At 41.8% G+C, this 24,283-nt stretch carries 19 protein-coding genes and 1 tRNA gene; 7 read left to right on the top strand and 13 right to left on the bottom strand.

Annotated features, from left to right (window positions below):
- The 4 genes from GXP75_RS19935 to GXP75_RS19920 form a co-directional block, all read right to left on the bottom strand.
- Positions 1-1,355, bottom strand: a 1,355-nt coding sequence (locus GXP75_RS19935) for a condensation domain-containing protein (protein WP_242557706.1), incomplete at its 3' end; no start/stop codon positions are given.
- A 258-nt stretch (positions 1,356-1,613) separates the two neighbouring features.
- On the bottom strand, positions 1,614-2,816 hold the full coding sequence (gene hmpA, locus GXP75_RS19930) for an NO-inducible flavohemoprotein (protein ID WP_242557705.1): 1,203 nt from the start codon (positions 2,814-2,816) through the stop codon (positions 1,614-1,616).
- A 230-nt stretch (positions 2,817-3,046) separates the two neighbouring features.
- Entirely contained in the window at positions 3,047-4,531 is a 1,485-nt protein-coding gene (gene dacB, locus GXP75_RS19925) for a D-alanyl-D-alanine carboxypeptidase/D-alanyl-D-alanine endopeptidase (RefSeq protein ID WP_242557704.1), read from the bottom strand.
- Between the two features lie 64 nt (positions 4,532-4,595).
- Positions 4,596-5,561 (bottom strand): aldose 1-epimerase, encoded by a 966-nt coding sequence (locus tag GXP75_RS19920; RefSeq protein ID WP_242557713.1) that lies wholly within the window; start codon positions 5,559-5,561, stop codon positions 4,596-4,598.
- 277 nt (positions 5,562-5,838) lie between these two features.
- On the opposite strand from GXP75_RS19920, the gene GXP75_RS19915 reads away from it, so the two are divergent.
- The 4 genes from GXP75_RS19915 to GXP75_RS19900 all read left to right on the top strand — a co-directional run bounded on the left by GXP75_RS19915 (position 5,839) and on the right by GXP75_RS19900 (position 7,866).
- Positions 5,839-6,384, top strand: coding sequence for an IseA DL-endopeptidase inhibitor family protein (locus GXP75_RS19915; RefSeq protein ID WP_106359491.1), 546 nt, complete (start codon positions 5,839-5,841; stop codon positions 6,382-6,384).
- Between the two features lie 151 nt (positions 6,385-6,535).
- The gene (locus GXP75_RS19910) at positions 6,536-6,913 is read left to right on the top strand and encodes a helix-turn-helix domain-containing protein (RefSeq protein ID WP_242557703.1); all 378 of its coding nucleotides are present in this window, start codon (positions 6,536-6,538) and stop codon (positions 6,911-6,913) included.
- The gene (locus GXP75_RS19905; RefSeq protein ID WP_214918584.1) at positions 6,910-7,089 is read left to right on the top strand and encodes a hypothetical protein; all 180 of its coding nucleotides are present in this window, start codon (positions 6,910-6,912) and stop codon (positions 7,087-7,089) included. The genes GXP75_RS19910 and GXP75_RS19905 overlap by 4 nt, the downstream gene beginning before the upstream one ends.
- Before the next feature lie 507 nt (positions 7,090-7,596).
- On the top strand, positions 7,597-7,866 hold the full coding sequence (locus tag GXP75_RS19900; protein ID WP_061670228.1) for an LCI fold-containing protein: 270 nt from the start codon (positions 7,597-7,599) through the stop codon (positions 7,864-7,866).
- Positions 7,867-8,274: 408 nt separating this feature from the next.
- Here GXP75_RS19900 and GXP75_RS19895 read toward each other — a convergent pair.
- The 3 genes from GXP75_RS19895 to GXP75_RS19885 all read right to left on the bottom strand — a co-directional run bounded on the left by GXP75_RS19895 (position 8,275) and on the right by GXP75_RS19885 (position 9,546).
- A tRNA-Arg gene (locus GXP75_RS19895) sits at positions 8,275-8,347 on the bottom strand.
- Between the two features lie 55 nt (positions 8,348-8,402).
- Positions 8,403-8,948: a site-specific integrase gene (locus GXP75_RS19890; RefSeq protein WP_003326013.1), complete on the bottom strand. Its 546-nt coding sequence runs from the start codon at positions 8,946-8,948 to the stop codon at positions 8,403-8,405.
- Between the two features lie 367 nt (positions 8,949-9,315).
- A complete protein-coding gene (locus GXP75_RS19885; protein ID WP_003326012.1) occupies positions 9,316-9,546 on the bottom strand; it encodes an excisionase family DNA-binding protein in 231 nt (76 codons plus the stop codon).
- A 325-nt stretch (positions 9,547-9,871) separates the two neighbouring features.
- Between GXP75_RS19885 and ggt the strand changes: the two genes are divergently transcribed.
- Complete coding sequence (gene ggt, locus GXP75_RS19880; RefSeq protein WP_106271321.1) at positions 9,872-11,638, top strand: gamma-glutamyltransferase; 1,767 nt, start codon at positions 9,872-9,874, stop codon at positions 11,636-11,638.
- Between the two features lie 139 nt (positions 11,639-11,777).
- Here the strand turns inward: ggt and GXP75_RS19875 are convergent, their stop codons facing one another.
- Positions 11,778-12,647 carry a LysR family transcriptional regulator gene (locus GXP75_RS19875; RefSeq protein ID WP_242557702.1) on the bottom strand — a complete coding sequence of 290 codons (870 nt, stop codon included), beginning with the start codon at positions 12,645-12,647 and terminating at the stop codon, positions 11,778-11,780.
- Positions 12,648-12,775: 128 nt separating this feature from the next.
- Between GXP75_RS19875 and GXP75_RS19870 the strand changes: the two genes are divergently transcribed.
- Positions 12,776-13,765 (top strand): zinc-binding dehydrogenase, encoded by a 990-nt coding sequence (locus GXP75_RS19870; RefSeq protein ID WP_242557701.1) that lies wholly within the window; start codon positions 12,776-12,778, stop codon positions 13,763-13,765.
- 733 nt (positions 13,766-14,498) lie between these two features.
- Here the strand turns inward: GXP75_RS19870 and gltD are convergent.
- Positions 14,499-15,980: a glutamate synthase small subunit gene (gene gltD / locus GXP75_RS19865; protein WP_242557700.1), complete on the bottom strand. Its 1,482-nt coding sequence runs from the start codon at positions 15,978-15,980 to the stop codon at positions 14,499-14,501.
- 16 nt (positions 15,981-15,996) lie between these two features.
- Positions 15,997-20,562 carry a glutamate synthase large subunit gene (gene gltB, locus GXP75_RS19860; protein ID WP_242557699.1) on the bottom strand — a complete coding sequence of 1,522 codons (4,566 nt, stop codon included), beginning with the start codon at positions 20,560-20,562 and terminating at the stop codon, positions 15,997-15,999.
- Positions 20,563-20,709: 147 nt separating this feature from the next.
- On the opposite strand from gltB, the gene gltC reads away from it, so the two are divergent.
- The gene (gene gltC / locus GXP75_RS19855; protein WP_214918575.1) at positions 20,710-21,612 is read left to right on the top strand and encodes a glutamate biosynthesis transcriptional regulator GltC; all 903 of its coding nucleotides are present in this window, start codon (positions 20,710-20,712) and stop codon (positions 21,610-21,612) included.
- 67 nt (positions 21,613-21,679) lie between these two features.
- On the opposite strand, the gene proB is transcribed toward gltC, so the two are convergent.
- The 3 genes from proB to rtp all read right to left on the bottom strand — a co-directional run bounded on the left by proB (position 21,680) and on the right by rtp (position 24,213).
- Positions 21,680-22,804, bottom strand: coding sequence for a glutamate 5-kinase (gene proB / locus GXP75_RS19850; RefSeq protein ID WP_214918573.1), 1,125 nt, complete (start codon positions 22,802-22,804; stop codon positions 21,680-21,682).
- Positions 22,805-22,827: 23 nt separating this feature from the next.
- Positions 22,828-23,679 carry a pyrroline-5-carboxylate reductase gene (proC, locus tag GXP75_RS19845; protein ID WP_214918571.1) on the bottom strand — a complete coding sequence of 284 codons (852 nt, stop codon included), beginning with the start codon at positions 23,677-23,679 and terminating at the stop codon, positions 22,828-22,830.
- A gap of 165 nt (positions 23,680-23,844) precedes the next feature.
- The gene (gene rtp, locus GXP75_RS19840) at positions 23,845-24,213 is read right to left on the bottom strand and encodes a replication termination protein (RefSeq protein ID WP_003326000.1); all 369 of its coding nucleotides are present in this window, start codon (positions 24,211-24,213) and stop codon (positions 23,845-23,847) included.
- Between the last annotated feature and the right edge of the window lie 70 nt (positions 24,214-24,283).

The following is a 24,283-nucleotide window of genomic DNA, read 5'->3' as shown; positions in this document are numbered from 1 at the left end:
ACATCTGTTTTGTTAAATTCGTACAAGATATTCTGTTTTTCGTTTTCTCCGACGAAATCCATATCTTTTATCAGCTGGCTCGGATCGTTCAGTGCGTTTTTCAGCACAGTAAGCAGATGGTGTTGAATCCGTTTGACTTCATCCGGTGTAAACAGACTTGTTTGATAGTCGAAATTAAGTTGGATGGTTCCGGTATCTATACGTTCTTTAATTAAGATAGACAGCTCGTTTGCGGTATGCCCGCTGAAATACATAGCCGTTTCATAATTCAAACAATCAGCCTGCTGCCATTGAAGAGGCTGATATTGCATCGAGATGCCCACAAGATTATGCAGGTCCTTGTATTCTTTTCTTAACTCATTAACGAGCAAATTATAAGGAAACCTCTGGTGACGCATGACAGAGAGCTGCTCCCTGCCGACACTGCGGACAAAAGAAAGAAAATCTTTGTCGGGATCAACTGTCATTCTAATTGGCAAAGTGCTGACAAACATCCCCAACATTTCTTTTTCGGCCTTGGAGCCTCGGTTACCATAGTAGGTTCCAATCGCAAGGTCGTGTTTAGATGTAAGGCGGCTGATACATATGTATAGAGAGGCCATAAACAAGGAAATGATGCTGATTTGCTGTTCTTGGCAAAAGTCTCTGATATTTCGTTCTACGTCATGTGAAAGAGTGAGTGTATCTCTGGAAGCGGTTGTGCCGTGCGTTTGAACGGAAGCCCGGTCTGTTAATGAGTGATATTCAGGCGGTTTGCGATAGGCTTGCGTCCAAAATAAACGGTCTTTTTCAAAACGGGAAGAATGTAAGTATTGGTTCTCTTTTTCTATGTAGCTAAGATATGAAGGTTCGTGGTGTGTAGGTACAGGGTCTTTTCGGATGAGTGTCAGATAGAGATCGATTATTTGATTTCCCATCAGGTTCAAAGAAATGCCATCCATAATGATATGGTGAAATTTAGCATATAGCCAAACTTCTTCAGTGTTAATTCTAAGGAAGTAAAATTGGTAAAGAGGCGAATGAAACAGCTTGAATGGAATGGAGGTCTGAACATGAATCCATTTTTCGACTTCTTCCAAGCTTTTATTTGCAAAATCAATAATCTCAATGGACATCGGTTCATGTTCAGTGAGGTAAAGATGAGGTTCTGTGTCTGTTCCTTCTGTCAGCCGAAATCTTATTGCGTCATTCCGGGAGATTGAAAGGTTCAATGCCTGTTGAAGAACTTCCAGGTCAACTGCACCTCTGAATTTCACGCAGGCGGCGAGATTGCAGATGCTTGTGCCGGGCTCCAGCAGTTCTGTAAACCATACTCTTCTTTGAGCATGAGTTAAAAAATAAGTGTTTCTTTTCAACGTATTCCCTCCAGTTCTAATTTTAAGAGGATAAGAAAGTGAAATAATGACAAAAAACAAAATAGTATATTACTTAATAATCCATATAAGCACTATTTTAAAACATATTTCATAAAGTACAATATAAAAATTTTAAAAAAGTTTAAATTTTTATAACATTTTTTTGAATTTACATCATTTTTCTTCTTATCCTCTTATTTTTCAACACTTATTTTTGAACTGGAAAAGATAGAAATCCTATGTTCTGCTCATTCAAATTTAGTTGTAAGCCTTCATGCTGAGCTGAGGACCGAAGCGTTCCACATGAATAGAATCTGCCGGCGCGCCAAGCTCTGTGGTAATCAGATGCTGCATATGAGCCATAAACGCCTCGGAGCCGCATACATAATAATCTGCTTGCGGATTTACAACCAGCCGATTAATCAAGCTCTTATCAATGCGCCCTTCACAAAAAGCGATACCTTTTTTGTAATCATCATTTGTCGGTTCACTGTATATAAAAACCGGTTGTGCAAAAGAGTCTTTTGCGACCTCTTCCGTTTCTTGGCGAAAAGCATGGTGTTCGCTGTTTTTAGCTGCATGAATAAATAGAATGTGGCGTTCCGGCTGCTGTTTTACTGCTGTGTGAAGCATACTCATCATCGGAGTAATCCCGACTCCCGCGCTAATCAGTACTAAAGGCTTTTCAGAGGAGTCATTTAAAACAAAGTCTCCGGCAGGCGCACTGACTTCTATTGAATCTCCCTCCTCTAATTGATCGTGCAAGTAGGTTGAAACAACGCCGTCTTTTTTGACTGAAATACGATACACATTTCTATGAAAAGCGTCTGACAGGCTGTATTGGCGAATATGTGTGTATGCAGATCCAGGAATACGAACTTTGACACTGATATACTGTCCTGCTTCAAATGGTGGTAAAGACTGTCCGTCGGCCGGCTGCAGGTAAAAAGATGTAATCTCCTTGCTCTCTTCCTCCTTTTTCAAAATGAGAAAACGTTTATAATCGATCCATCCGCCCTTTTGTTCACCCGCATGCTGGTACATGTCTTTTTCAATTCCTATGAACGCATCTGCGATTACGCCATAAGCTGTTTCCCAGGCTTGCATAATGTCAGGTGTGGCTTTGTCTCCTAACACATCCTTGATCGCTTTTAGTAAGTATGTTCCTACAATTGGATAGTGTTCAGGTTTTACTCCGATACTGCGGTGTTTATGGCTGATCATTTTTACTACAGGAATAATGTTTTCCAGCTGATCAATATTGGCTGCTGCTGCGTAAACCGCGGCAGCTAAAGCTGTTCTTTGTGTTTTTTTCTTTTGGTTGGTTTGGTTAAACATGTTTAGCAACTCAGGGTGAGCTTGAAACATGAGATCATAAAAGCGTCCTGTTATTTCTTCTCCGTGGGTTTCTAATACCGGCACTGTACTTTTGATTATGCTTATTGTTTGTTTACTCAACATGATTCATCACAACCCTTTTATAAGATGTATTACTAATACATGTTTATAATAAGGGTTATTTTGTATTAAAGATATATTTAAAATGAATGTTTAATAAAGTTGACACATTATTGTTAAATTAAAGGGATTTCTAGGGTTTTAAAAGATATCATATAGTAAAAAAGAAACGCATAAAAAAGACCAGTTTTCATTAAAACTGGCCTTAAAGTCATAACTTGCTCGGTGACAATTCACTGATTTGCCAAAACCACGGCGATTTTATCTTCAACGTCTTTGCCTTTAGAGTCATCTATCAGATGATCTAAGAGAATAGAAAAAACAAGCGTTTCTCCGCTTTTTGTATCGACATAGCCTGAAAGGGTGCTGACAGTGGTTAGAGAGCCGGTTTTCGCTTTCACTTTTCCTTCTGCAACCGTGTTTTTCATGCGGTCACGCAGTGTGCCTCCCGTTAATCTGTCACTTGCGCCAGCGACAGGCAAGGCATTTATATAAGAGGGAAACCACTTTTCATCTTGAACGGAATATAAAAGAGCAGACACTTGATTAGCAGAGACCAGATTGATGTGGGAAACACCCGACCCGTCTCTTATTACTAATTTGCTTGTATCTACATCAAATGTAGGCAGTTCTTTTTCTAGCACCTCAAGCCCTTTTTCCCAGCTTCCCTCCCCTTTTTGCACCTTCCCCATTTCTTTTACAAGGATTTCAGCGTGCCCGTTGTTGCTTAATTTCATAAATGGAATCATCAGCTTTGATAATGGCATGGAATGGTGAGTTGTTAAGAGACGGGAATGTTTGGGGGCAGCGCCTGTTTTTACTTTTCCGCGCAATGTTATGCCATGTTCCGCCAACGATTGCTTAAATAAGTCCAGCGCGTATCCGGTTGGCTCCCACACAGAGATCCATTCCCTTGTCCTTGAGGCGCCGACAGGTATCGTGCCTTCAATGGTAATCGTATTGGTTCCGTGCTTCCGCTCAATGGTTATGTCTTTGTTTTCATCTGCTGATACGGTTTTAGCATGATTCTCTATATTCACATAGTCGGTTTTCGGTGATAAGGTCACCAATGGCTTTTTTCCTGATTTGCTGTCGGGATTTACCTCTACGATAATAGTGCCTGCATCGTAATCCTCGTTTGGTGATGCTGTCAGCGCCGATACTTGAGCTCCGTAATACGTATGCTCATCACTCCACGGCAGGTCGGGCGAGTAACGGATGTCATCGTACCAAGTATCATCACCGATGAGGTGTCCGCGGATGACTTTTATCCCCTGTTGCTTGATTTTTTCCGCAAGCTTATCAAAATCGGATTTTAAAAGGGTGGGATCTCCCTTTCCCTTCAAATATAGATTTCCATTCAGATTTTTTCCTTTTATCGACCCGTCTGTTTGGACTTCTGTTGCGAAGCTATAATCTTCTCCTAATACAGAAAGAGCCGCAGCAGCGGTAAAAAGCTTCATATTCGAAGCGGGTCTTAAGCGGGTATCACCAAGATGATCATAAAGAATATCACCTGTATCAGCTGATCGGATACTAATACCTGCCAGCGCTCCATCTAAGATCGGATCATGATTCAATAAGTCATCCAGTTGTTCAGCCAGATCCCCCTTATTTTCAGCGGCAATAGCAGCATTGGCTGTATCATGGATGTAAGGAACCAATGCAAAAATGAAGATCAACAAAATACAGACACTCAATTTAAGCTTTTTTCTCATCATTTTTCCTTCCCGCCTTTCGAATGGTTCCTTCCCACTACATAATATGGATGACAGCCATTCATTATATGATAACGGATATCTCAGTTTTTACAGTTGCTTGTTCTCCTGGCTTCAATTCTCTGAGACCTGTAAGGGATGGCGGCAATTTGAGATTGGGCGCGTTGGTTACCCAAGTATACGGCTCCACACTTACAAAGCCTTGTGTGCCGTCTGCGTTGTACACAACCCAATGTTCAATATGTTCATCTCCTCGATAAACGACTTTTACGCTGGGATTTTGATGGTAAATGACTGCTTGATTTTCTCTGCCGCAAGAGTCAGAAGAAAGAAACACATCATCCAGCGCCTTATTTTTAAGGCTGATTCCTGCGTGTAACTGCTCTTTTTCCGCAATGTCCTCTACTTGTCCTGTCGGCAAAAAACGTTCATCTAATTCCCATTTTTGATCTGCCGTTAAAGAAAAGGCGGAGCTGTCTTCCGGGAAGATAAATGAGGTGTGATAGCCGAGACCCCATGGAAACGCTTCTTCCCCTTTATTGGTAATCACTGCGTGCTGACGGAGTGTCGCTTCTTCAAGGATATAAGACATTCGGATGACCGCGCGGCGGGGAAATTGCTTATAAATATGAGGATGCTGGGAAATATCAATTTCAGTTTCAAGAATCACTTGATTTCCCGCTATTTTTGACATTGTAACCTCCCATTTTTCTTTGTAAAGAAAACCATGGATATGATTATGTTTATCTTTTTCGTTTATTTCAAAATGATAGGTTTGTCCCTTGTAATCAAAAGTACCGTCACTAATCCGATTGGGCGGAAACAAAATCGGCGTTCCATATAAGATGGGATTGTCATGGAATTGTTTCTCGGATTCGGGTTCTCTTAATAAATGCATGTCTGTTTCCTTATGCACAATAGAAATGAGATTGCTTCCCCATTCTGGAACGAGGATAAACTCCATGTGCTGATTCCCGGCTCTTATCGCCGGTGCGCCAAGATATGTGGTTTCTTCAATAAAGTTTGTCATCGCCATTCAACCTCTCCTTTTTATACTGACCGTTTGTATAGAAATTCAATGTCATCAGCCATACTCCTTTTAAAATCGCACAAATGGTTATGAAATATGTCATTTTCGACACTTTAATCTTGGCCATGAATAGAGTAAAACAATCTATCATATATATAAAAAGACGTGAAATGTAAGTCCGGAAAATTTTTCTTGAAAAACTATTGTAATCTATACGTAATTATTGTAACATTTGTAACATAAGAGTAAGACAATTTTTCTTAAGGAGAGAGAGACATTGAAAAAACTAATCCTATTTCTAATAACGGCATCATTATTTCTATCAGTCGGCACGGCATCTGCCGCAAAAAATACATCTAGTGATTTAACACAAAAACAAGCATTGCAATTGGCGCTTCAGGCGCGTGAACATTTTTGGAATACAATGAGCGGGCATAATCCGAAGGCGAAAAACTCAACTTGCACGAACAAAACGTTTGAATATCAAAACCTTCAATATATTTATATGTGCAGTGAGTTCGATACAAAAGCAAAAGTCGTACATTACTTAACGCCAGTCTTTACAAAAGAAGCTGTTACAAATGGTTTAAAAGATTATCACTTTACGGTTTACAAAGGAAAATTTGCAGTTCCGATCGGTGATGGCGACAACCTTCTGAATTGGGAAAAAGCATCATCCAAGCTAGTATCTAAAAAAGGCAGCGTTCGAACATACGAATTCACAGTGCCGCTCTTAGATGGTTCCCCTGCAGTGAAGCGGAAAGTGACGTATGTGAAAGAGAATAACAAATGGAAGATCAATCAGTTTGATGCAGTGATTTAGAGAAAAGCCCGCCATTTGGCGGGCATTTTCTTTTTACTTGTCTCCGGCCTCGCTATAATAAAAATAAAATACTGTTCAGGCGAAGCACTAAATGACCGGATTTGATTCCTGTCAGCTGATACCATAAATGACAGAGAGGGGCGGCGGGAGCATGCTTGAAGATCTGAGTAACAGCCTTGATTATATCGAAGAGAATTTACAGGAAGATATAACGATTGAAGTGATTGCGAAAGCGGCGTACACATCAAAATTCCATTACCAGCGAATGTTTTTTATGCTGACAGGATCGACCGTATTTGAATATATCCGAAGGCGCAGGCTGACATTGGCGGCCCAAAAGTTAGCCGCTTTCAAAGCAAAAGTGATCGATGTCGCCTTAAAATATGGATATGATTCGCCTGAATCTTTTTCGAAAGCTTTTCGGAAGCTTCATGGCATCAGCCCTTCCCAAGCGAGAAAAGAAGCGCTCCGCTGCGGGCTTTTCCTCGTCTCTCCTTTCAATTCCAATTACAGGGTGTTGAAGATATGAATTGCAAAATTCAGCAAAAAGAAACATTTCAATTGATCGGAAAGGAAATTCGCGTCACGATCGAAAATGAGGAAAACAAAAGATTCCTGCTTTTTGGGAAGAAAGCAACAGCAATGGCTTTACGAATCAGCTTATCGCTTCAACTGGTGCTTCTCATGTCTATGCGGTTGGCCTGATGGATGCAAAGTAAGAACGATACCAGCGGCAACTTGGGCCGTGTTCGAGGATCGGGTATAATGTCCCTAATATAAAATGTAGTTGGATATAATACAATCATCCATAATAACGTATTTAAAATATGTTTAATTGCTTTAAAGCTAAACATTTGTTCTTTTGAAACCAATTTTCGTTCAACAACATAGCTGAAAAAAAGAAACAGGTTTAATATTCTTTAAAATAAAGAATATACAAGTTAAAATACCAGGATCTTTAATAACTTAAATAATTCACTTAAAGCTTGATCTAAACTCATTTAGTTCCCCTTCTCACTTATTATTTCCATTTCATTCTATCAATTTATAATCTCCTCCTCAACGCCTATGCTGCAGCTGCATTTGGCACGCATTTGGCCGGATTTCTATATTTAAACTAAGTTCACAAAACATTAACAAAAATTACCTTGTATATTTTTGCATATAAAGAGATAATACAGTTGTACTAAAAAAACAAAGGGAGTGTTTAAAATGAAATTGAAAAAAGTTTTAACTGGTTCTGCATTGTCCCTTGCTTTACTTGTTTCTGCCGCTCCTGCCTTTGCTACAAGCCCTACAAACCATAGTACAAATCACGAATCAGTATCACCCCAAGCAGTTTTACAAGATTATTATCTAGGGGCTAATTCTAGAGCAGAACTGAAAAATGTAATTGAAGTTTTCGGTACAAAATTTTATTTAAAAGATGCATGGCAAAATAGTGACGGATCTTGGACTGGCTTTTATCAAGGCTGGGTTTAATCTTTTCAGGAGATAGGGACTTTCATCCCTATCTTTTTTAATTCTGTTGTATTGAGCGTAATCATATTCAGGGCAGCTGCATTCGATCAAACACCGCACATCCCTTCCCACTCATTCAAAAAGTGATCAATGTCGAGCTGATCCTCATTGAAATCAATTTCCTCCAATAATTAAAGAACTCCGTGAAGAAGATACACGAAACACCCTTGAATTATTTGAAAAAATGCCGACCGCGAAAACATTTGTATAGCAATGTGCAAAAAATGTGCAAAATAATATAAATTCACATCGTTTTCCAGCGGGTTCTTACACAAATAAAAAACTCACGAAAACGACAAAAACCCTTGTTTCACAAGGGTTTTTCTGTTTTACAGACATTATTAACCTGCACCTATCTTATGTAAAAAACGCTCTAGGAGAGATTCGAACTCCCGACCTACAGTTTAGGAAACTGTTGCACTATCCGCTGTGCTACTAGAGCCTGAACCACTTATCTATCTTAGCGCGTAAAATGATAATTTTCAAGAACTTTGTCTTTACAATCCACCGAATACTTTATAAGCCGCTCTTGTCGTATCTTCGTCAATTCCGATATACCTCATGGTAATCGACGGAGAAGAATGGTTTAAGATCCGCTGCAGTTCAGCAATGTCTTTGGTCCTCTGATAAAAATGGTAGCCGAATGTCTTTCTGAGTGTATGTGTGCCGATTTCTTCAAGTCCGCATGCCGCCGCTGCTTCTTTTAATATTCGATAAGCCTGAATTCTCGAGATCGGCTTGTTTGTTCTGATGGATTTAAACAAATATTCATGCTCCTTCATGTCTCTCGTATAAGCATAAATCTCAGCTTTCAATGATTCTAGTATGAGGATTTTCCGCTTCTTTTTTGTTTTGCTTTCCGTTGCCCATAGATGGTCTTTGTTTCTCACATCCTTTACTTTAAGCGGCAAAATGTCAGAAATCCTGAGCGCGCTGTTGATGCCGAAAATAAACAAAAAATGATCACGTTTGTTTTTTCGAATTAAATAGTTTTTTATTTCTTGAATTTTTTCTAAATTTCGTATGGGTTGAACGATATGCATCTTGCTTCTCCTTTAAAATTGCAGTCATTATGATGTCTCGGACAAATTGCCCTCAAAATCCTCTTTTTTAGCCTATGTAACGTTTTGAGTCTATTGTTACTAGTATAATAGAAAACCCTTGATTAATAAAGCTTAAACCTCTTTATGTAACATAATATACATAGTGTTACATAAAGGGTAAAAAACCTTAAAATGATCATCAATCTCATAAAAAGCATTTAACGGCTTGATATGCTGTTTTTCCTCTAGCGAGACTTATAGTATTCAAATGAACGAAAAAATTGATTACAGCTCAATCTGAGACCTCGTCAATTTTGATATTTTTAAAAAATATGTAAAAAAAGACACAATATGAAATTGTGTCTTTTTAATCTTCATCCTTTACATCAATGTCTTCGGGAATCGGCTCATTTAATATTTCCTGTATCAGTTCTTTGTATGTTTCCAGCTGTTCCAAATGGGTATTAAATTGTTCTTTGTTAATTAAGTACTGCTGCCCGTCATGGACGGCGCGAATTTTATTCGCCATGACTAGATTTTCAATATACGCTTCAGGAAGATTAGTAAACTCTGCTGTTTCTTTAATCGTTAAATACATGACCCAACTTCCTTTCAGACTCATATTCTCCGGCCATTCTGAGCCTTTAAAGAATGGCTTGCTTTTTATTTGTTGCCTGCTCCGTATTCTCAGATTTTATAATGCTTGATAAAATAAATCAATAGAATGAATTTAATGGCTTTCTTAAATATAATAACCTTGTTTCATTGAGCTATCCGTCTTGAGACAAATGACTAGTCTCATCTAATCAAATATACACATAAATACTCTCTATAAATATTCAGAATATTTCGTTTGTCACTTGTAAAATCATCATAATTTCCTTACGCTATAGATGTAAGATATTAACTTTAGGAGGGAGAATATGAAAAAAACGTGGAACCTCTGTTTAACCGTCCTGCTCAGTGTCATGTTGGCCGCCGGAATTGCGCCTTTCCAGGCAGAGGCGAAAAAGCCGCCAAAAAACTATGATGAGTACACTCAGGTAGATGTCGGGAAAGACGGCATGGTCGCAACCGCCCATCCCCTTGCGTCTGAAATCGGGGCTGAAGTCTTGAAAAAAGGCGGAAACGCCATTGACGCCTCAGTTGCCATTCAATTTGCATTGAATGTGGTTGAACCTATGATGTCCGGCATTGGTGGAGGCGGATTCATGATGGTCTATGACGGCAAGACAAAAGACACTACGATCATTAATAGCCGTGAACGCGCTCCAGCCGGTGCCACTCCTGATATGTTTCTTGATGAAAACGGAAAAGCGATCCCATTTTCTGAAAGAGTAACAAAAGGAACAGCTGTTGGTGTACCTGGGACATTGAAAAGTCTTGAGAAGGCTCTGGATATGTGGGGAACGCGTTCGATGAGGCAATTAATCGCTCCTTCTATTAAACTCGCAGCAAAAGGATTTCCTATTGATTCTGTCTTAGCAGAAGCTATTTCAGACTATCAAGACAAATTATCCCGCACTGCAGCCAAAGATGTTTTCCTTCCGAATGGCGAGCCATTAAAAGAAGGTGACAAACTAGTTCAGAAAGATCTTGCGAAAACCTTTAAATTAATTTGGCTTAAAGGCACAGACGCCTTTTATGACGGAAAATTCGCCAGAACCTTATCAAACACGGTGCAAGATTTTGGCGGATCAATGACTGAAGAAGATTTAGAGAACTATGATGTGACGATCGATAAGCCAATGTGGGGAGAATACCAAGGCTATCAAATCGCCACTACGCCTCCTCCGAGTTCAGGCGGTGTATTCTTACTGCAAATGCTGAACATTTTGGATGATTTTAACCTTTCACAATACGATATCCGCTCATGGGAAAAATATCAACTGCTGGCAGAAACGATGCATCTGTCTTACGCAGATCGCGCGGCTTATGCAGGTGATCCTGAATTTGTAAATGTTCCTCTCAAAGGTTTGCTCCACCCCGACTACATTAAAGAACGCCAAAACTTAATCAGTTTAGATAAAGTGAATAAAAAGCCTGCAGCCGGTGATCCATGGGTTTACGAAGAAGGTTCAGCAAATTATAAGCAGGTTGAACAGCCGAAAGATAAAATAGAAGGCGAAACCACCCATTTTACCGTGGCGGATCGCTGGGGCAATGTTGTTTCCTATACGACAACGATTGAACAACTATTCGGAAGCGGTATCATGGTTCCGGGATATGGTGTTGTCTTAAACAATGAATTAACCGATTTTGACGCAGTCCCAGGCGGGGCGAATGAAGTTCAGCCGAATAAACGGCCGTTGAGCAGCATGACCCCAACCATTTTATTTAAGGATGATAAGCCTGTGTTAACTGTAGGTTCACCAGGCGGCGCAACCATTATTTCCTCCGTTCTCCAAACCATCCTTTACAACATCGAGTACGGGATGGAACTGAAGGCAGCCGTTGAGGAGCCGAGAATCTATACCAACAATATCAACTCTTATCGATATGAAGATGATGTTCCTGAAGACGTGATCAGCAAGTTAAATGGCATGGGGCATAAATTCGGCAAAAGCCCTGTGAAAATCGGAAACGTACAAAGCATCTTTATAGACCATGAAAACGGAACTTTTAAAGGAGTCGCCGATTCAAGCAGAAATGGAGCGGCGATTGGTGTTAATTTAAAGCACAAGCGATGATCTGTTAACCGAACAACATCAACAAGCCGTTTTTATCCAAAATCGGCTTGTTTTCTATTATTATTTTATTGATTGATCATATTCTCCGCTCTATTAAACTCAGTAATTCCTTTCAAAAATTCATTCTTCTTTACTCCAATCAAAGCGAACTATGCGGCATTTTTTTCAAATCGTCAATCAATTTTTGAAAAGCGCAAGTCGCAAAAAGGTCCTTCCTGTAAATAAATGATACATTCATTTCCCGGTATGGCTCAGGCAATGTATGAATGTATAAATTCTCTTTATTTCTCAAATGGCTAAGAGTCGATTTCGGCAGTAATGATATCCCTAATCCGGCGGAGACGCCGCCTAAAATCGCCTCTAATGTCCCGAATTCCATCATTTTATGTTGTAAAATACCTTCTTCGTTTAGCAATCTCTCCACTCTTGCCCGGTGAGAGCAGCCCGCCCCAAAAAACAGCAAGGGCCTTTGCAGTAATTCATTCAGCGTGCTTTCTTCTGTTTCTGAAATTAATATTAATTCCTCATCAAAAGCAGCAATTTGCTTAAGATCCGGATGTTCAACGGGTCCGTATACAAAGGCGCCGTCCAGTTCATAATGGAGAACTTTTTGTACCAGGGTGTGCGTATCCCCTGTGATCAGTGATAAATCAACCTCGGGAAACCGGCTATGATAGGCCGCCAAAAGCTGCGGAAGATGAATCGCGGCTGTGGTTTCCAGTGAGCCGAGCCGCAGCGGCCCTTTTGGATACTCTGTCAGCTGCGCCGATTTTTCAGCTTCCTTTAATAAGTGCAGAATGTTGTTTGCATAAGCCAATACATTTTCTCCTGATGCTGTTAAGACCATTCCCCGATTCGTTCTATAAAAGAGTTTGGTGTTTAGGTGGGACTCCAGCTTATGAATTCGATTTGTTACGTTGGACTGTACATAGTTTAAGGCATCAGCCGCCTTGGTGATGCTTTTTTCCCTGGCAACAGCCTGAAAAATTTTCAAATCTCCGCTTTCCACTTAAATCAGCCTTCCTGATATTATTTATATTGATCGCGTCTATCACTTTTGTTCATTTTACTTGATGTGAACAGATGTGTAAAATATGTAAATACAAAAGAGATCTCATCATTTAGGGGGAGAATGAAATGAAAGCGATTATTCATGATGGAAAGAGCGGCATTGAGGGACTGAAATATAAGGACGTGCCTAGTAAAACACCGGCGTACGGCGAAGTACTGGTGAAAATAAAAACAGCGGGATTAAACCACCGTGACTTATTTTTAATGAAAGCCAGAACTGAAAATGATCCAGCTTTCATTCTTGGTTCTGATGGTGCAGGCATAATCGAAGCAGTAGGAGAAGGTGTAAAGGGTCTTTCTGCCAATACAGAAGTCATTATCAATCCAACGATGAATTGGAAATCAGCTGATAACCTCCCGGAGGTTTTAGATATTTTAGGAGGACCTTCTGACGGCACATTCTCTGAATATGTAATCATACCTGCGGAAAATGCAGTGAAAAAACCAGCCTATCTGTCATGGGAAGAAGCGGGCGTTCTGCCATTATCAGCACTGACAGCCTATAGGGCACTTTTTACAAAAGGCAAGTTAAAAAAAGATGAACACATCATTATACCGGGAATCGGAGGCGGTGTGGCGACTTTCGCTTTATTAATGGCAAAAGCTGCGGGAGCGAAAGTAAGCGTCACCTCCCGCAGTGAAGATAAAAGGAAAACAGCTTTAACCATCGGAGCCGACTTCGCCTTTGACAGTTACGGCAATTGGAAGAAAAGCCTGAATGGCGAAAAGGCTGATATCGTTCTGGATAGTATAGGTCCCGCAGTATTCTCTAGCTATTTTGAAGTCCTGAAGCCTAACGGCCGCATTGTAAGCTTTGGGGCAAGTTCAGGTGATACAATTGACATCCCGCTGCGGTCCCTTTTCTTTCCGCAGATCAGCATACTGGGTACTTCAATGGGCAGCAGTGAAGAATTTACTCGCATGGTTCATTTTATGGAGCAGCATTCGCTTCGGCCTATTATTGATCAAATGTATCCTTTGCAGGAAGCTGCTGCTGCATTCAGCCGGATGAAACACGGAGGCCAATTTGGGAATATCGGACTTTCCGTGATTTGAAAGATTTATTTTCTTACGACACGACATTTTAACAAATTTAGACACCAAGCCTTCCTTGGCATTTTTTCTTACTGGGGTACCATCAGGAAAATGCGGATTTACAACGCTAAGCAATTTTCAAGACGATTCCCCTGTCTTTAACAACGTTAAGAAAGTTTTAGTGGTCCTAAAGAATGTAATGATACCAATTTCTCCGAATTAAAATGGTATTCTCCTAGTAAATTAATAATGTTCCCAGCCTAAAGATGACATATGATGATATGCAACTGCTTTTGTTAGATGTAGAGTATTCCCAATTAAATCACTCGCTGTCACTAAAGCATCTTCATATAAACCCCGTTAAAGCTTAGACGAATCTAGTAAACTTTCACGGAGCGAAGTGATAAATCCTTATTTTATATTAGATTCTATTTCTAGCGAAACATTACATCGAAGAATTCGGGATTGCAATAAATAAAGATTAAAAATCTATACATAAGCCAAATTCCTAAACATACAGGAATTTGGCTATATTTATGTTGAAATTTACTTCCGAAAAGTTATCGGTATCCCATTTTAGAATTTCTTTAACGGTGTAAAATAAGCACTTTCCTGACGCTCCCCCTTACTCACAGATTTGAAATGTATGAAACCTGAATAACGGCCAAAGATATTCGGATTTAACGCAAATAAAAAATTCAGGAACCGACTAATGCAAAACCGGTTCCTGAATCATATATAAAAACCCCTTTATTTACGGTAATACTGAACTCCCCATCAAATAACGGTCAACTTCGCGCGCCACTTCACGGCCTTCGTTAATTGCCCATACAATTAAGCTTTGGCCCCTTCTGGCATCCCCTGCAGCGAAAACTCCGTCAATATTTGTTTTATAATCCCCATATGCTGCGTTAATTTTATGATTTGTTGAATCTACGCCAAACTGTTTTAACAGCGGCTTTTCTGTGCCTTCAAAACCGATGGCGATAAAGACAAGCTGAGCGGGCCATACTTTTTCCGTTCCAGGCAGTTCGTGGAATTCGTATTTTCCGTGCTCATTTTTTACTTTTTCCATTTGAATGGTATGAAGCTCTTTTAAACGTCCGTTTTTGTCAGCGACGATTTTTTTGGTTTGAATCGAGTATTCTCTCGGATCTCTTCCAAACTTGGCTTCTGCTTCTTCATACGCATATTCAAGTGTAAAGACGTGAGGCTGTTCAGGCCACATGTTGTCGCTAGTGCGGGCTGCCGGAAGCTTAGGATGCTTACCGAATTGATACACACTCCGCGCTTTTTGGCGCAATGCCGTTGCCACACAGTCAGCACCTGTATCTCCCCCGCCGATGACAATAACATCTTTCCCTTTTGCGTCAATGAATCGTTTGTCTTTAAAATTAGAATCTAAATAACTTTTTGTAGCAAGCGTTAAGTAATCCATCGCTAAGTGGACACCTTTAGATTCCCTGCCTTCCATTAATAAATCACGCTGTTTTTGAGCCCCCGTACAAAGAATGACAGCATCAAATTGCTCTTTCAATTCATCAGCCGTGATATCCACGCCGATTTCGGTATTTGTGACAAAGTCGATTCCCTCTTGTGTCAGCAGTTTGATGCGGCGTTCTACAATTCCTTTTTCAAGTTTCATATTCGGAATCCCGTATGTTAAGAGGCCGCCTGCCCTGTCTGCGCGTTCAAAGACAGTGACGGAATGCCCGGCTTGGTTCAGCTGGTCGGCGCTGGCAAGACCGGCCGGACCCGAACCTACAACAGCAATTTTCTTGCCTGTGCGTTTTTTTGGTATTCTCGGTGTAATCCAGCCGTTTTCAAACCCTTTGTCAATAATAGTCCGTTCAATATTTTTAATTGAAACGGACGGGTCAGAAATCGCTACTGTACAAGATCCTTCACATGGAGCGGGGCAAACCCGCCCTGTGAATTCCGGAAAGTTATTCGTTTTAACGAGACGTTCTAAAGCTTCCTTCCATCTGCCCCGATAAACAAGGTCATTCCATTCGGGAATCAAATTGTATATCGGGCACCCTGATGTAAATCCGTTAATGTCCGCACCGATTTGGCAAAACGGTGTACCGCAATCCATACACCGCGCCCCCTGCCGTTTCGATGCTTCCTCTGAAAAAGGAGCCGAATATTCTTTCCAATCTTTTAAGCGAGTGAGAGGGTCCCGCTCAGCTGGTTTTTCTCGTTTGATTTCCATAAATCCAGTTGGTTTCCCCATGTTCCTCTCCCCTTTCTTACTGTGCTACTGCTTGTTTTTGATCTGCAGATGCTTTCGTTTTTGCCGCCGGCTTCGTGTTGGCTTCAAAAGCATACATAATAGCCTCTTCTTCTGATAAGCCCGCCGCTTTTTGTTCTTCGATGCTGAGGAGCATTTGTTTATAATTTTTCGGAATGACCTTCACAAACTTCTTAACGGTTTCTTCCCATTGAATAAGGAGATTTTCCGCTTTTGAACTGTCTGTGTATGCCGCGTGTTTTTCAATCATTGCCTTGACGTCTTGAATTTCTTGCTCATCCTCTAATGCTTCGAATGAGATCATTTCAAGATTACATTTGCGTTTAAACGCTTTTGGATCATCCGTTAAGACGTAGGCGATACCGCCAGACATCCCGGCCGCAAAGTTTTTGCCTACATCTCCAAGTACGACAACCCGGCCTCCGGTCATGTATTCACACCCGTGATCCCCGATCCCTTCAACAACAACGTTCACTCCGCTGTTCCGAACGGCAAAGCGTTCTCCGGCACGCCCGCTGATATACGCTTCTCCATTTGTAGCACCGTAAAATGCCACGTTGCCGATAATGACATGATCGTGTGAGGAGCAATTGAAGGTCTCAGGCGCTTTGACGATAATTTTCCCGCCAGAAAGTCCTTTTCCGACATAGTCATTTGAATCTCCAGTCAAATAAAGTGACATGCCTTTCGGGACAAATGCGCCGAAGCTTTGGCCGGCCGATCCTGTGAAACGGAGCTTAATGGTGTCATCCGGAAGGCCTTCCGCACCATAGCGTTTTGATATTTCGCTTCCCGTTACGGTTCCTGCCACACGATTTGTATTATTAATCTCTACATCGACAACCGCTTCTTTTCCTGATTCAATCGCTTCTTTTACAGCAGGGAAAATCGTCGTAATATCAAGAGATTGATCAATTTTATGGTTTTGCGGTCTTTGGAATGTACGCACACCCTCTGGCTGATACAGAAGTGTGGACAGATCAAGCTGGCTTGCTTTCCAATGAGCTTTCGCCCGTTCGCTGATTTGCAGCACATCCGTACGGCCGATCATTTCATCAAATGTTTTGAAACCTAATGCTGCCATAAATTCACGGACTTCTTCAGCGATAAACAGCATGTAGTTCACAATATGGTCAGGGTCGCCCATAAATTTTTTGCGCAGCTCCGGATTTTGGGTCGCCACGCCGACCGGACATGTATCTAAATGGCAGGCGCGCATCATGACGCAGCCGAGAACAACTAGCGGAGCTGTCGCAAATCCGAATTCTTCCGCTCCTAGTAATGCTGCCATTACCACATCACGTCCCGTCATCAGCTTCCCGTCCGTCTCTAATACGACGCGTTCGCGCAAACCGTTTAACATCAATGTTTGGTGTGCTTCGGCAAGCCCGAGCTCCCATGGAAGACCAGTATGCTTAATGCTTGTTTTCGGTGAAGCGCCAGTGCCTCCGTCGTAACCGCTGACCACGATAACATCCGCGGTTCCTTTTGCAACGCCGGCAGCAATCGTTCCGACTCCCGCTTTTGAAACCAATTTGACACTGATTCTGGCGTCACGATTCGCATTTTTCAAATCATGAATCAGCTGTGCCAAATCCTCAATCGAATAAATATCATGGTGAGGCGGCGGTGAAATTAGTCCGACTCCCGGTGTTGATCCGCGAACGTCCGCAACCCAAGGGTATACTTTGTTGCCCGGAAGCTGTCCGCCTTCTCCCGGTTTCGCGCCTTGCGCCATTTTTATTTGCAGCTCATCTGCATTAACAAGATAATGGCTCTTCACACCAAAACGGCCGGATGCGATTTGTTTTATCGCACTTCTTCTGTCATCACCGTTTTCATCAGGGGTGAACCGTCTTGGATCTTCTCCGCCTTCTCCGCTGTTGCTCTTTCCGCCAAGGCGGTTCATTGCAATCGCCAATGCTTCGTGTGCTTCCTGACTTAATGAGCCAAATGACATCGCTCCGGTTTTAAAACGTTTTACAATAGATTCAGCCGATTCTACCTCTTCAACTCTGAGAGGTTTCCGGCCATCATGGAAGGAGAACAAGTTGCGTAAAAATCCGATTCGTTCTTTATCAGCCGCTTTAGAGTACTGCTTAAATAAATTATAATCATTATTGCGACAAGCCCATTGCAAGGTATGAATGGTTTTCGGATTGAATGCGTGATGCTCTCCGCCGTTTCTCCATTGGAAATCACTTCCGGAATCAAGCGTTTGGGTGTAATCATCATGGTAGGCGTCTTGATGGCGGCGTTTGGCTTCTTCCGCAATCGTATTCAAGTCAATTCCGCCAAGCTGTGATGCCGTACCGGTGAAGAAACGGTCAATGACATCGCTGCTGATTCCTACAGCTTCAAAGATTTGGGCGCCTCTGTAACTTTGCACAGTGGAAATACCCATTTTAGACATCACCTTTACGACACCTTCTGTAATGCTTTTTCCATACTTGCTGACAGCCTCTTCATAGCCGATATTCAGCCGGCCTTCGTCAATTTCTTGTTTATAGGTTGCATAAGCTAGGTATGGGTTGATGGCGTCTGCTCCATATCCGATTAATGCCGCGAAATGGTGAACTTCACGCGCTTCACCGGATTCAACGATGATACTGACTTTTGTGCGTTTGCCTTGCCGTATTAAGTGCTGATGCAATGCACTTACTGCAAGAAGCGGCGGTATTGGAGTCAGGTTTTGATTCATCGCTTTATCGGACAAAATCAATAGGCTCACACCTTGGTTAATGGCTTTCTCAGCTTGTGCAAACATATCCTCAAGGCCGCGCTCCAAATCTTCATCGAACAAGACATTGATTTTTTGGCTTTTAAAATCAGGATGGACGATTGTTTTCAGTGCATAAAATTGCTCATTTGATAAAACCGGTGTGTATAGCTTAATACGGCGCGCGTTTCTTTCATTTGGGTGAAGCAGGTCTCCTTCCGCCCCGAGCCAAGTCATCGTGGATGTCACAAGCTGCTCGCGGATTGCATCAATCGGCGGATTCGTCACCTGGGCAAACAGCTGTTTAAAATATTGGAACAATGATTGCGCGCGGTCAGATAAGACGGCAAGCGGCACGTCATTCCCCATGGAGCCTAGCGGGTCTTTGCCTTCCGTAATCACCGGGATTAAATATTTTTGAATATCCTCATACGTATAGCCAAAGGCTTTTTGACGGACTAGAAGGTCTTTAAACTGTTCTTCTTCCCTTGTCTCAGGGTCCGGGTTCACTTGGACAAGCTCTTCCTCAAGCCACTTCTGGTATGGGTATTCATTTGCAATTTCAGATTTTACTTCTTCATCTGAAATAATGCGCCCTTCTTCAAGGTCAATCAAAAGCATTTTTCCAGGCTCCAGACGATCTTTAAACAGCACATTTTCCTGCTCTACCTCAATGACGCCGACTTCAGATGAGAAAATGATATGATCATCCTTTGTGACGTAATAGCGTGCCGGGCGAAGACCATTACGGTCCAAAATGGCGCCGATCTGTCTGCCGTCAGTAAACGAAATGGCAGTCGGCCCGTCCCATGGTTCCATCAGTGAGCTGTGATATTCATAAAATGCTCTTTTTTCTTTAGACATGTGTGTGTTTTCTGTCCATGGCTCAGGAATCAGCATCATCGCTGTGTGTGCCGGTTTTCTTCCTGCCATGACAAAGAATTCAAACGCGTTATCGAGAATAGATGAGTCACTGCCTTCTGCATTCAAGATTGGTAGGATCTTTTCGAGATCGTCCCCAAAACTTTCAGATACAAATTGCTGTTCACGCGCTCTCATCCAGTTGATATTGCCGCGCAGTGTGTTAATTTCTCCGTTGTGGATCAAATATCGGTTTGGATGCGCTCTTTCCCAAGTCGGAAATGTATTGGTGCTGAATCGAGAATGGACAAGTGAAAAAGCTGAAACAAAGGATTCATCCTGCAAATCAATATAAAAAGCGTCAACCTGCTCAGGCGTTAACAGCCCTTTGTAAACAATGGTTTGGCTAGACAAGCTTGCAAAATAGAAATCGAGTTCCTCTTTGACTCCCCAATTTTCAGCCTGTTTGCGAATGACATACAATTTACGTTCGAAGGCAAGATTGTCTTTCACCTCTGAACCTGCCCCGATAAATACTTGCCGGACGAACGGACAGGTGCCTTGTGCCACTGTTCCGATTTTTCCGACATTTACAGGTACAGTTCTCCAGCCAAGAACGGTTTGCCCTTCCTGTTCAATATATTGATTGATTTGTTTTTCAATTTTTTTTCTTTCCTCCGCCTTATTTGAGAAAAAGACCATTCCTACCCCGTAACGTCCTTTTTCCGGCAGCTCCATCTCTCCGCACTCTTTTTTAAAAAAAGCATCAGGGATTTGAACCATTAAGCCTGCACCGTCTCCGGTATCCGGATCGCTGCCTTGACCTCCTCTATGGTCTAGCTGGCAAAGCATCTTAAGCCCTTGTTTGACGATGTCATGTGTCGGATGGCCTTTCAAGTGTGCATATAGGCCGATTCCGCACGCATCATGTTCAAATTCTGGACGGTAGAGACCTTGAGCTTTCGGCATGTGATTGTAAGTCATAATTCCTCTCCCCCGATCAATTTCCGTTAATTACCGGTCATAAAATCTAACAACTCTATGTTCATTGTAGGTTTTCAAAACAATATAAACAATATATAATTTAGATCAAAAGCATCTCAAAATGAGATAGATGGGTGTGAGACTAGAATGGAACTGCGCCAGCTGCGTTATTTTATGGAGGTCGCTGACAGAGAACATGTGTCAGAAGCCGCTGATCATCTGCATGTCGCCCAATCGGCCATCAGCAGACAAATCGCAAATCTCGAAGAGGAACTGAATGTTACTTTATTTGAACGGGAAGGCAGAAATATTAAGCTGACACCAATAGGAAAACAGTTTTTAGATCATGTAAAGACGGCCATGAAAGCAATTGACTACGCGAAGGAGCAAATTGATGAATATCTTGATCCGAATCGCGGAACGGTAAAAATCGGCTTTCCGACAAGTCTTGCCAGTCAGCTCTTGCCGACTGTAGTCTCAGCATTTAAGGAAGAATATCCGAATGTAGCATTTTTGCTGCGCCAAGGCTCTTACAAATTTTTGATAGAAGCCGTGAAAAACAGAGATATTGATATCGCTTTACTAGGACCCGTTCCGACCCATTTCCCAGACATAGCAGGAAATATTTTATTCACAGAGAAAATTTACGCGCTTGTTCCATTAAATCATCCGCTTGCAAAACAAAAAAATGTTCACTTGGTTGATTTGCGAAATGATCAGTTTGTGTTGTTTCCGGAAGGTTTTATACTTAGAAATATGGCGATCGACGCTTGTAAACAGGCTGGCTTTGCCCCTATTGTCTCAACAGAGGGCGAGGATTTAGATGCGATAAAAGGGTTAGTTTCTGCCGGGATGGGTGTGACTCTTCTGCCTGAAAGCACTTTTGCCGAGACCATTCCGCGCTTTACTGTGAAGATTCCGATTGAATTTCCTGAAGTGAAACGAACTGTCGGCATCATTAAGCCGAAAAACAGGGATCTTGCTCCGTCGGCGAAGGATTTTTATGAATTTGTCATTCGCTTTTTCTCCAGACTGGAGCAATATAAATAAATGAAAAAACCCGAGCTTCAACATGAAGCATCGGGTTTTTCTGTGCCCGTATATCTTATTTCTTCTATTAAAGAGGCATAGACAATTCAACATGACAAACAAACGCTTCTTGGTCAATCACTGCTTTGTTTAACATGTCTTTATGCTTCAGAGGGTCTTTCTGCCAGGTTTGAAGCTGGGCTGAAGAAAAGTTTACAATGCCGAGTCCGAGTTCCTCGTCATTTTGATCCAGCAGCCGGACGACTGATCCGCTGCTGAACCTCCCTTTAATTTCATTTACCCCTTCCGGATATAAGCACAATTGTCCGCCCGCGATTTGATCAGTGCATTCATCAGCAAGCACAATTTCGCCTTCCGGGCCGGAATTAAATGCGATCCACTGTTCTTTATGATTTAAGGGAAGTGTTCCTTCCGCTTCAAAATAAGTGCCCTCGGCTAATTCAGTAACCGCATGCCGCAGAATATCCGGAGAATCCGCCTGACCGAGAAACCCTTTAATGCCAGAGGCCATAACGATTTTAAAGGCATCAAGCTTAGATCGCATTCCGCCAGTCCCGACCTCGCTGCCCGCGTCACCCGCGCATGCTTCTATGTCCGGTGTGATGTCACTGACTTTCTTTAATCTTTTTGCTTTAGGATTCCTTCTCGGATTATCATTGTATAAGCCGTCGATATCAGACAAAATGGCAAGCATATCGGCGTCGATTAATCCGGCGACCTTTGCAGCAAGCGTGTCATTATCCCCGAATTTAAGACGATTGACCGTTACGGTGTCATTTTCGTTAATGATCGGGATAATCCCGCGCTCCAGCAGCACATTCATAGTATTACGAACATTGTTATACCGATATTCATCCGAAAAATCACTTCTCGTAATTAGAATTTGAGATGCAATATAACCGTGTGATAAAAACAATTTCGAGTAAGCTTCCATGAGAAGTCCCTGCCCGATTGAAGCTGAGGCTTGCTTTTCGGGCAGACTCTCAGGCCTTTGGATTAATCCGAGCTTGCGGTATCCCGCTGCAACAGCACCGGATGAAACCAAAATTACTTCATATCCGCTATCTTTAAGTTTAACAATTTGATCGACTAATGTTTCTAACTTGCGTCTGCTGATTTCCCCTTGAAGACTCGTCAGTGAACTGCTTCCGATTTTCACAACGACTCTTTTAATCTCTGTATCAGACGTCACTGTATCACTCCTGTTATCCGCTTTTATAGTGTTGCTGTCGCTTTTTCGATATTTTCACTAATTTCAATGGAACGGTCAGTGGCGTTTTTAATTGCCTGAGAAATCGCTTCTCCGCCGCCGCATTTTTTCAAAGCTTCCAGTCCGGCTGCTGTCGTTCCGTTAGGCGAAGTGATATTTTTTCTAAGAACATTCGGCTGTTCTCCTGTTTCCATTAACATTTTGGCGGCGCCTAACAGCGTTTGTGCGCCGATGCTTCGTGATAATTTCTTATCAAGTCCGGCTTCTTCTCCCGCTTTTTCGATGAATTCCATTAAATAATAAAAATAAGCAGGTCCGCTGCCGGCAATGCCGGTGAAAATATCCATTTGGCTTTCCTTAATGATATACACTTCACCCATGCATTTAAGCAATAATGCCGCCAGCTTTTTCGAATCGCCTGACACATAATTGCCGAGCGCCATGGCTGTAGCAGAAGCACCGATCATGCTTGACGTGTTTGGCATCGCTCTGATGACCGGCTGTTGGTTATGCAATGATTGTTCTATAAATGAGGTTGTAATGCCGGCTAGCACCGACAGTATTAATTGACGGGGTTGGATGCGCGTTTTTAAGGATGACAGAGCGCTTTCTGCGTCTTTTGGTTTCATGGCCAAAATAAACACATCAATATCTTCACAAGGCATATTGTCCAGCGTAACGCTTTGTATCCCGTATTTGCGTTGAAGTTCAGTTAAACGCTCTGTATTGCTGCGGTTTGTAACGCAGATGTTTTGTTTCGGAATTTTGTTGGCCCGAACGATACCTGATATCATTCCCTCTGCCATAGATCCAGCTCCAATAAAAGCTACTCTTTTTTGATCAAAGATCGGTAACATCTCCTTTATTGCTCAAATTTTCACACGTTTAAAATGTTACCACGTGAGGATATGATGTCAAGTTTGAAGGTCTTATTGATTCTTATTGTTTCTTTTCGACAAATATGTATAATGGAAAACAGAAACACCCGCTCATATACTGGATTTCGGGTGTTTTGGTTTTTATTAAAAATTATCTGACAGTGCTTTTTCAATCAGGTTTTTGCAGCGGTCAAGTTCGATTTTCAGCTGTTTTTTATATAGTTTCGCTGCTTCATAATCTTTGAACTGATAGAGAACAACCTCCTGCAGCTTGGCCCCTTCTTTTTTGACTTTTATTTGTTTTAAGATCCCGTCATCGAGCAGTTCATGGAGCGACCGGTAAACTTCCGTATGATTCGGTTTAAAGCCGATCTGTTTAAACTCAGATCGCAGCACTTCGAGCAACTTCAGGCCATACAGCCTTTCTTGTTCTGTCATTGTAATCATGTAGAGTTTTAAAAACGCGCGTTGTTTCACTAAAAATCCGGTAGAACTTCTTTTTTCTTCTTTCATGCGTATACACTCCTTCTATTAACTGAAAACACTATGTACTAAATATTCAATTTCCACCTCATTTTTCCTG

It is taken from the genome of Bacillus sp. HU-1818, assembly GCF_022695965.1.
Lineage (GTDB): Bacteria > Bacillota > Bacilli > Bacillales > Bacillaceae > Bacillus > Bacillus atrophaeus.
Note: the sequence above shows the minus strand (reverse complement) of the source record. Positions and strands in the feature narration are given on the sequence as shown.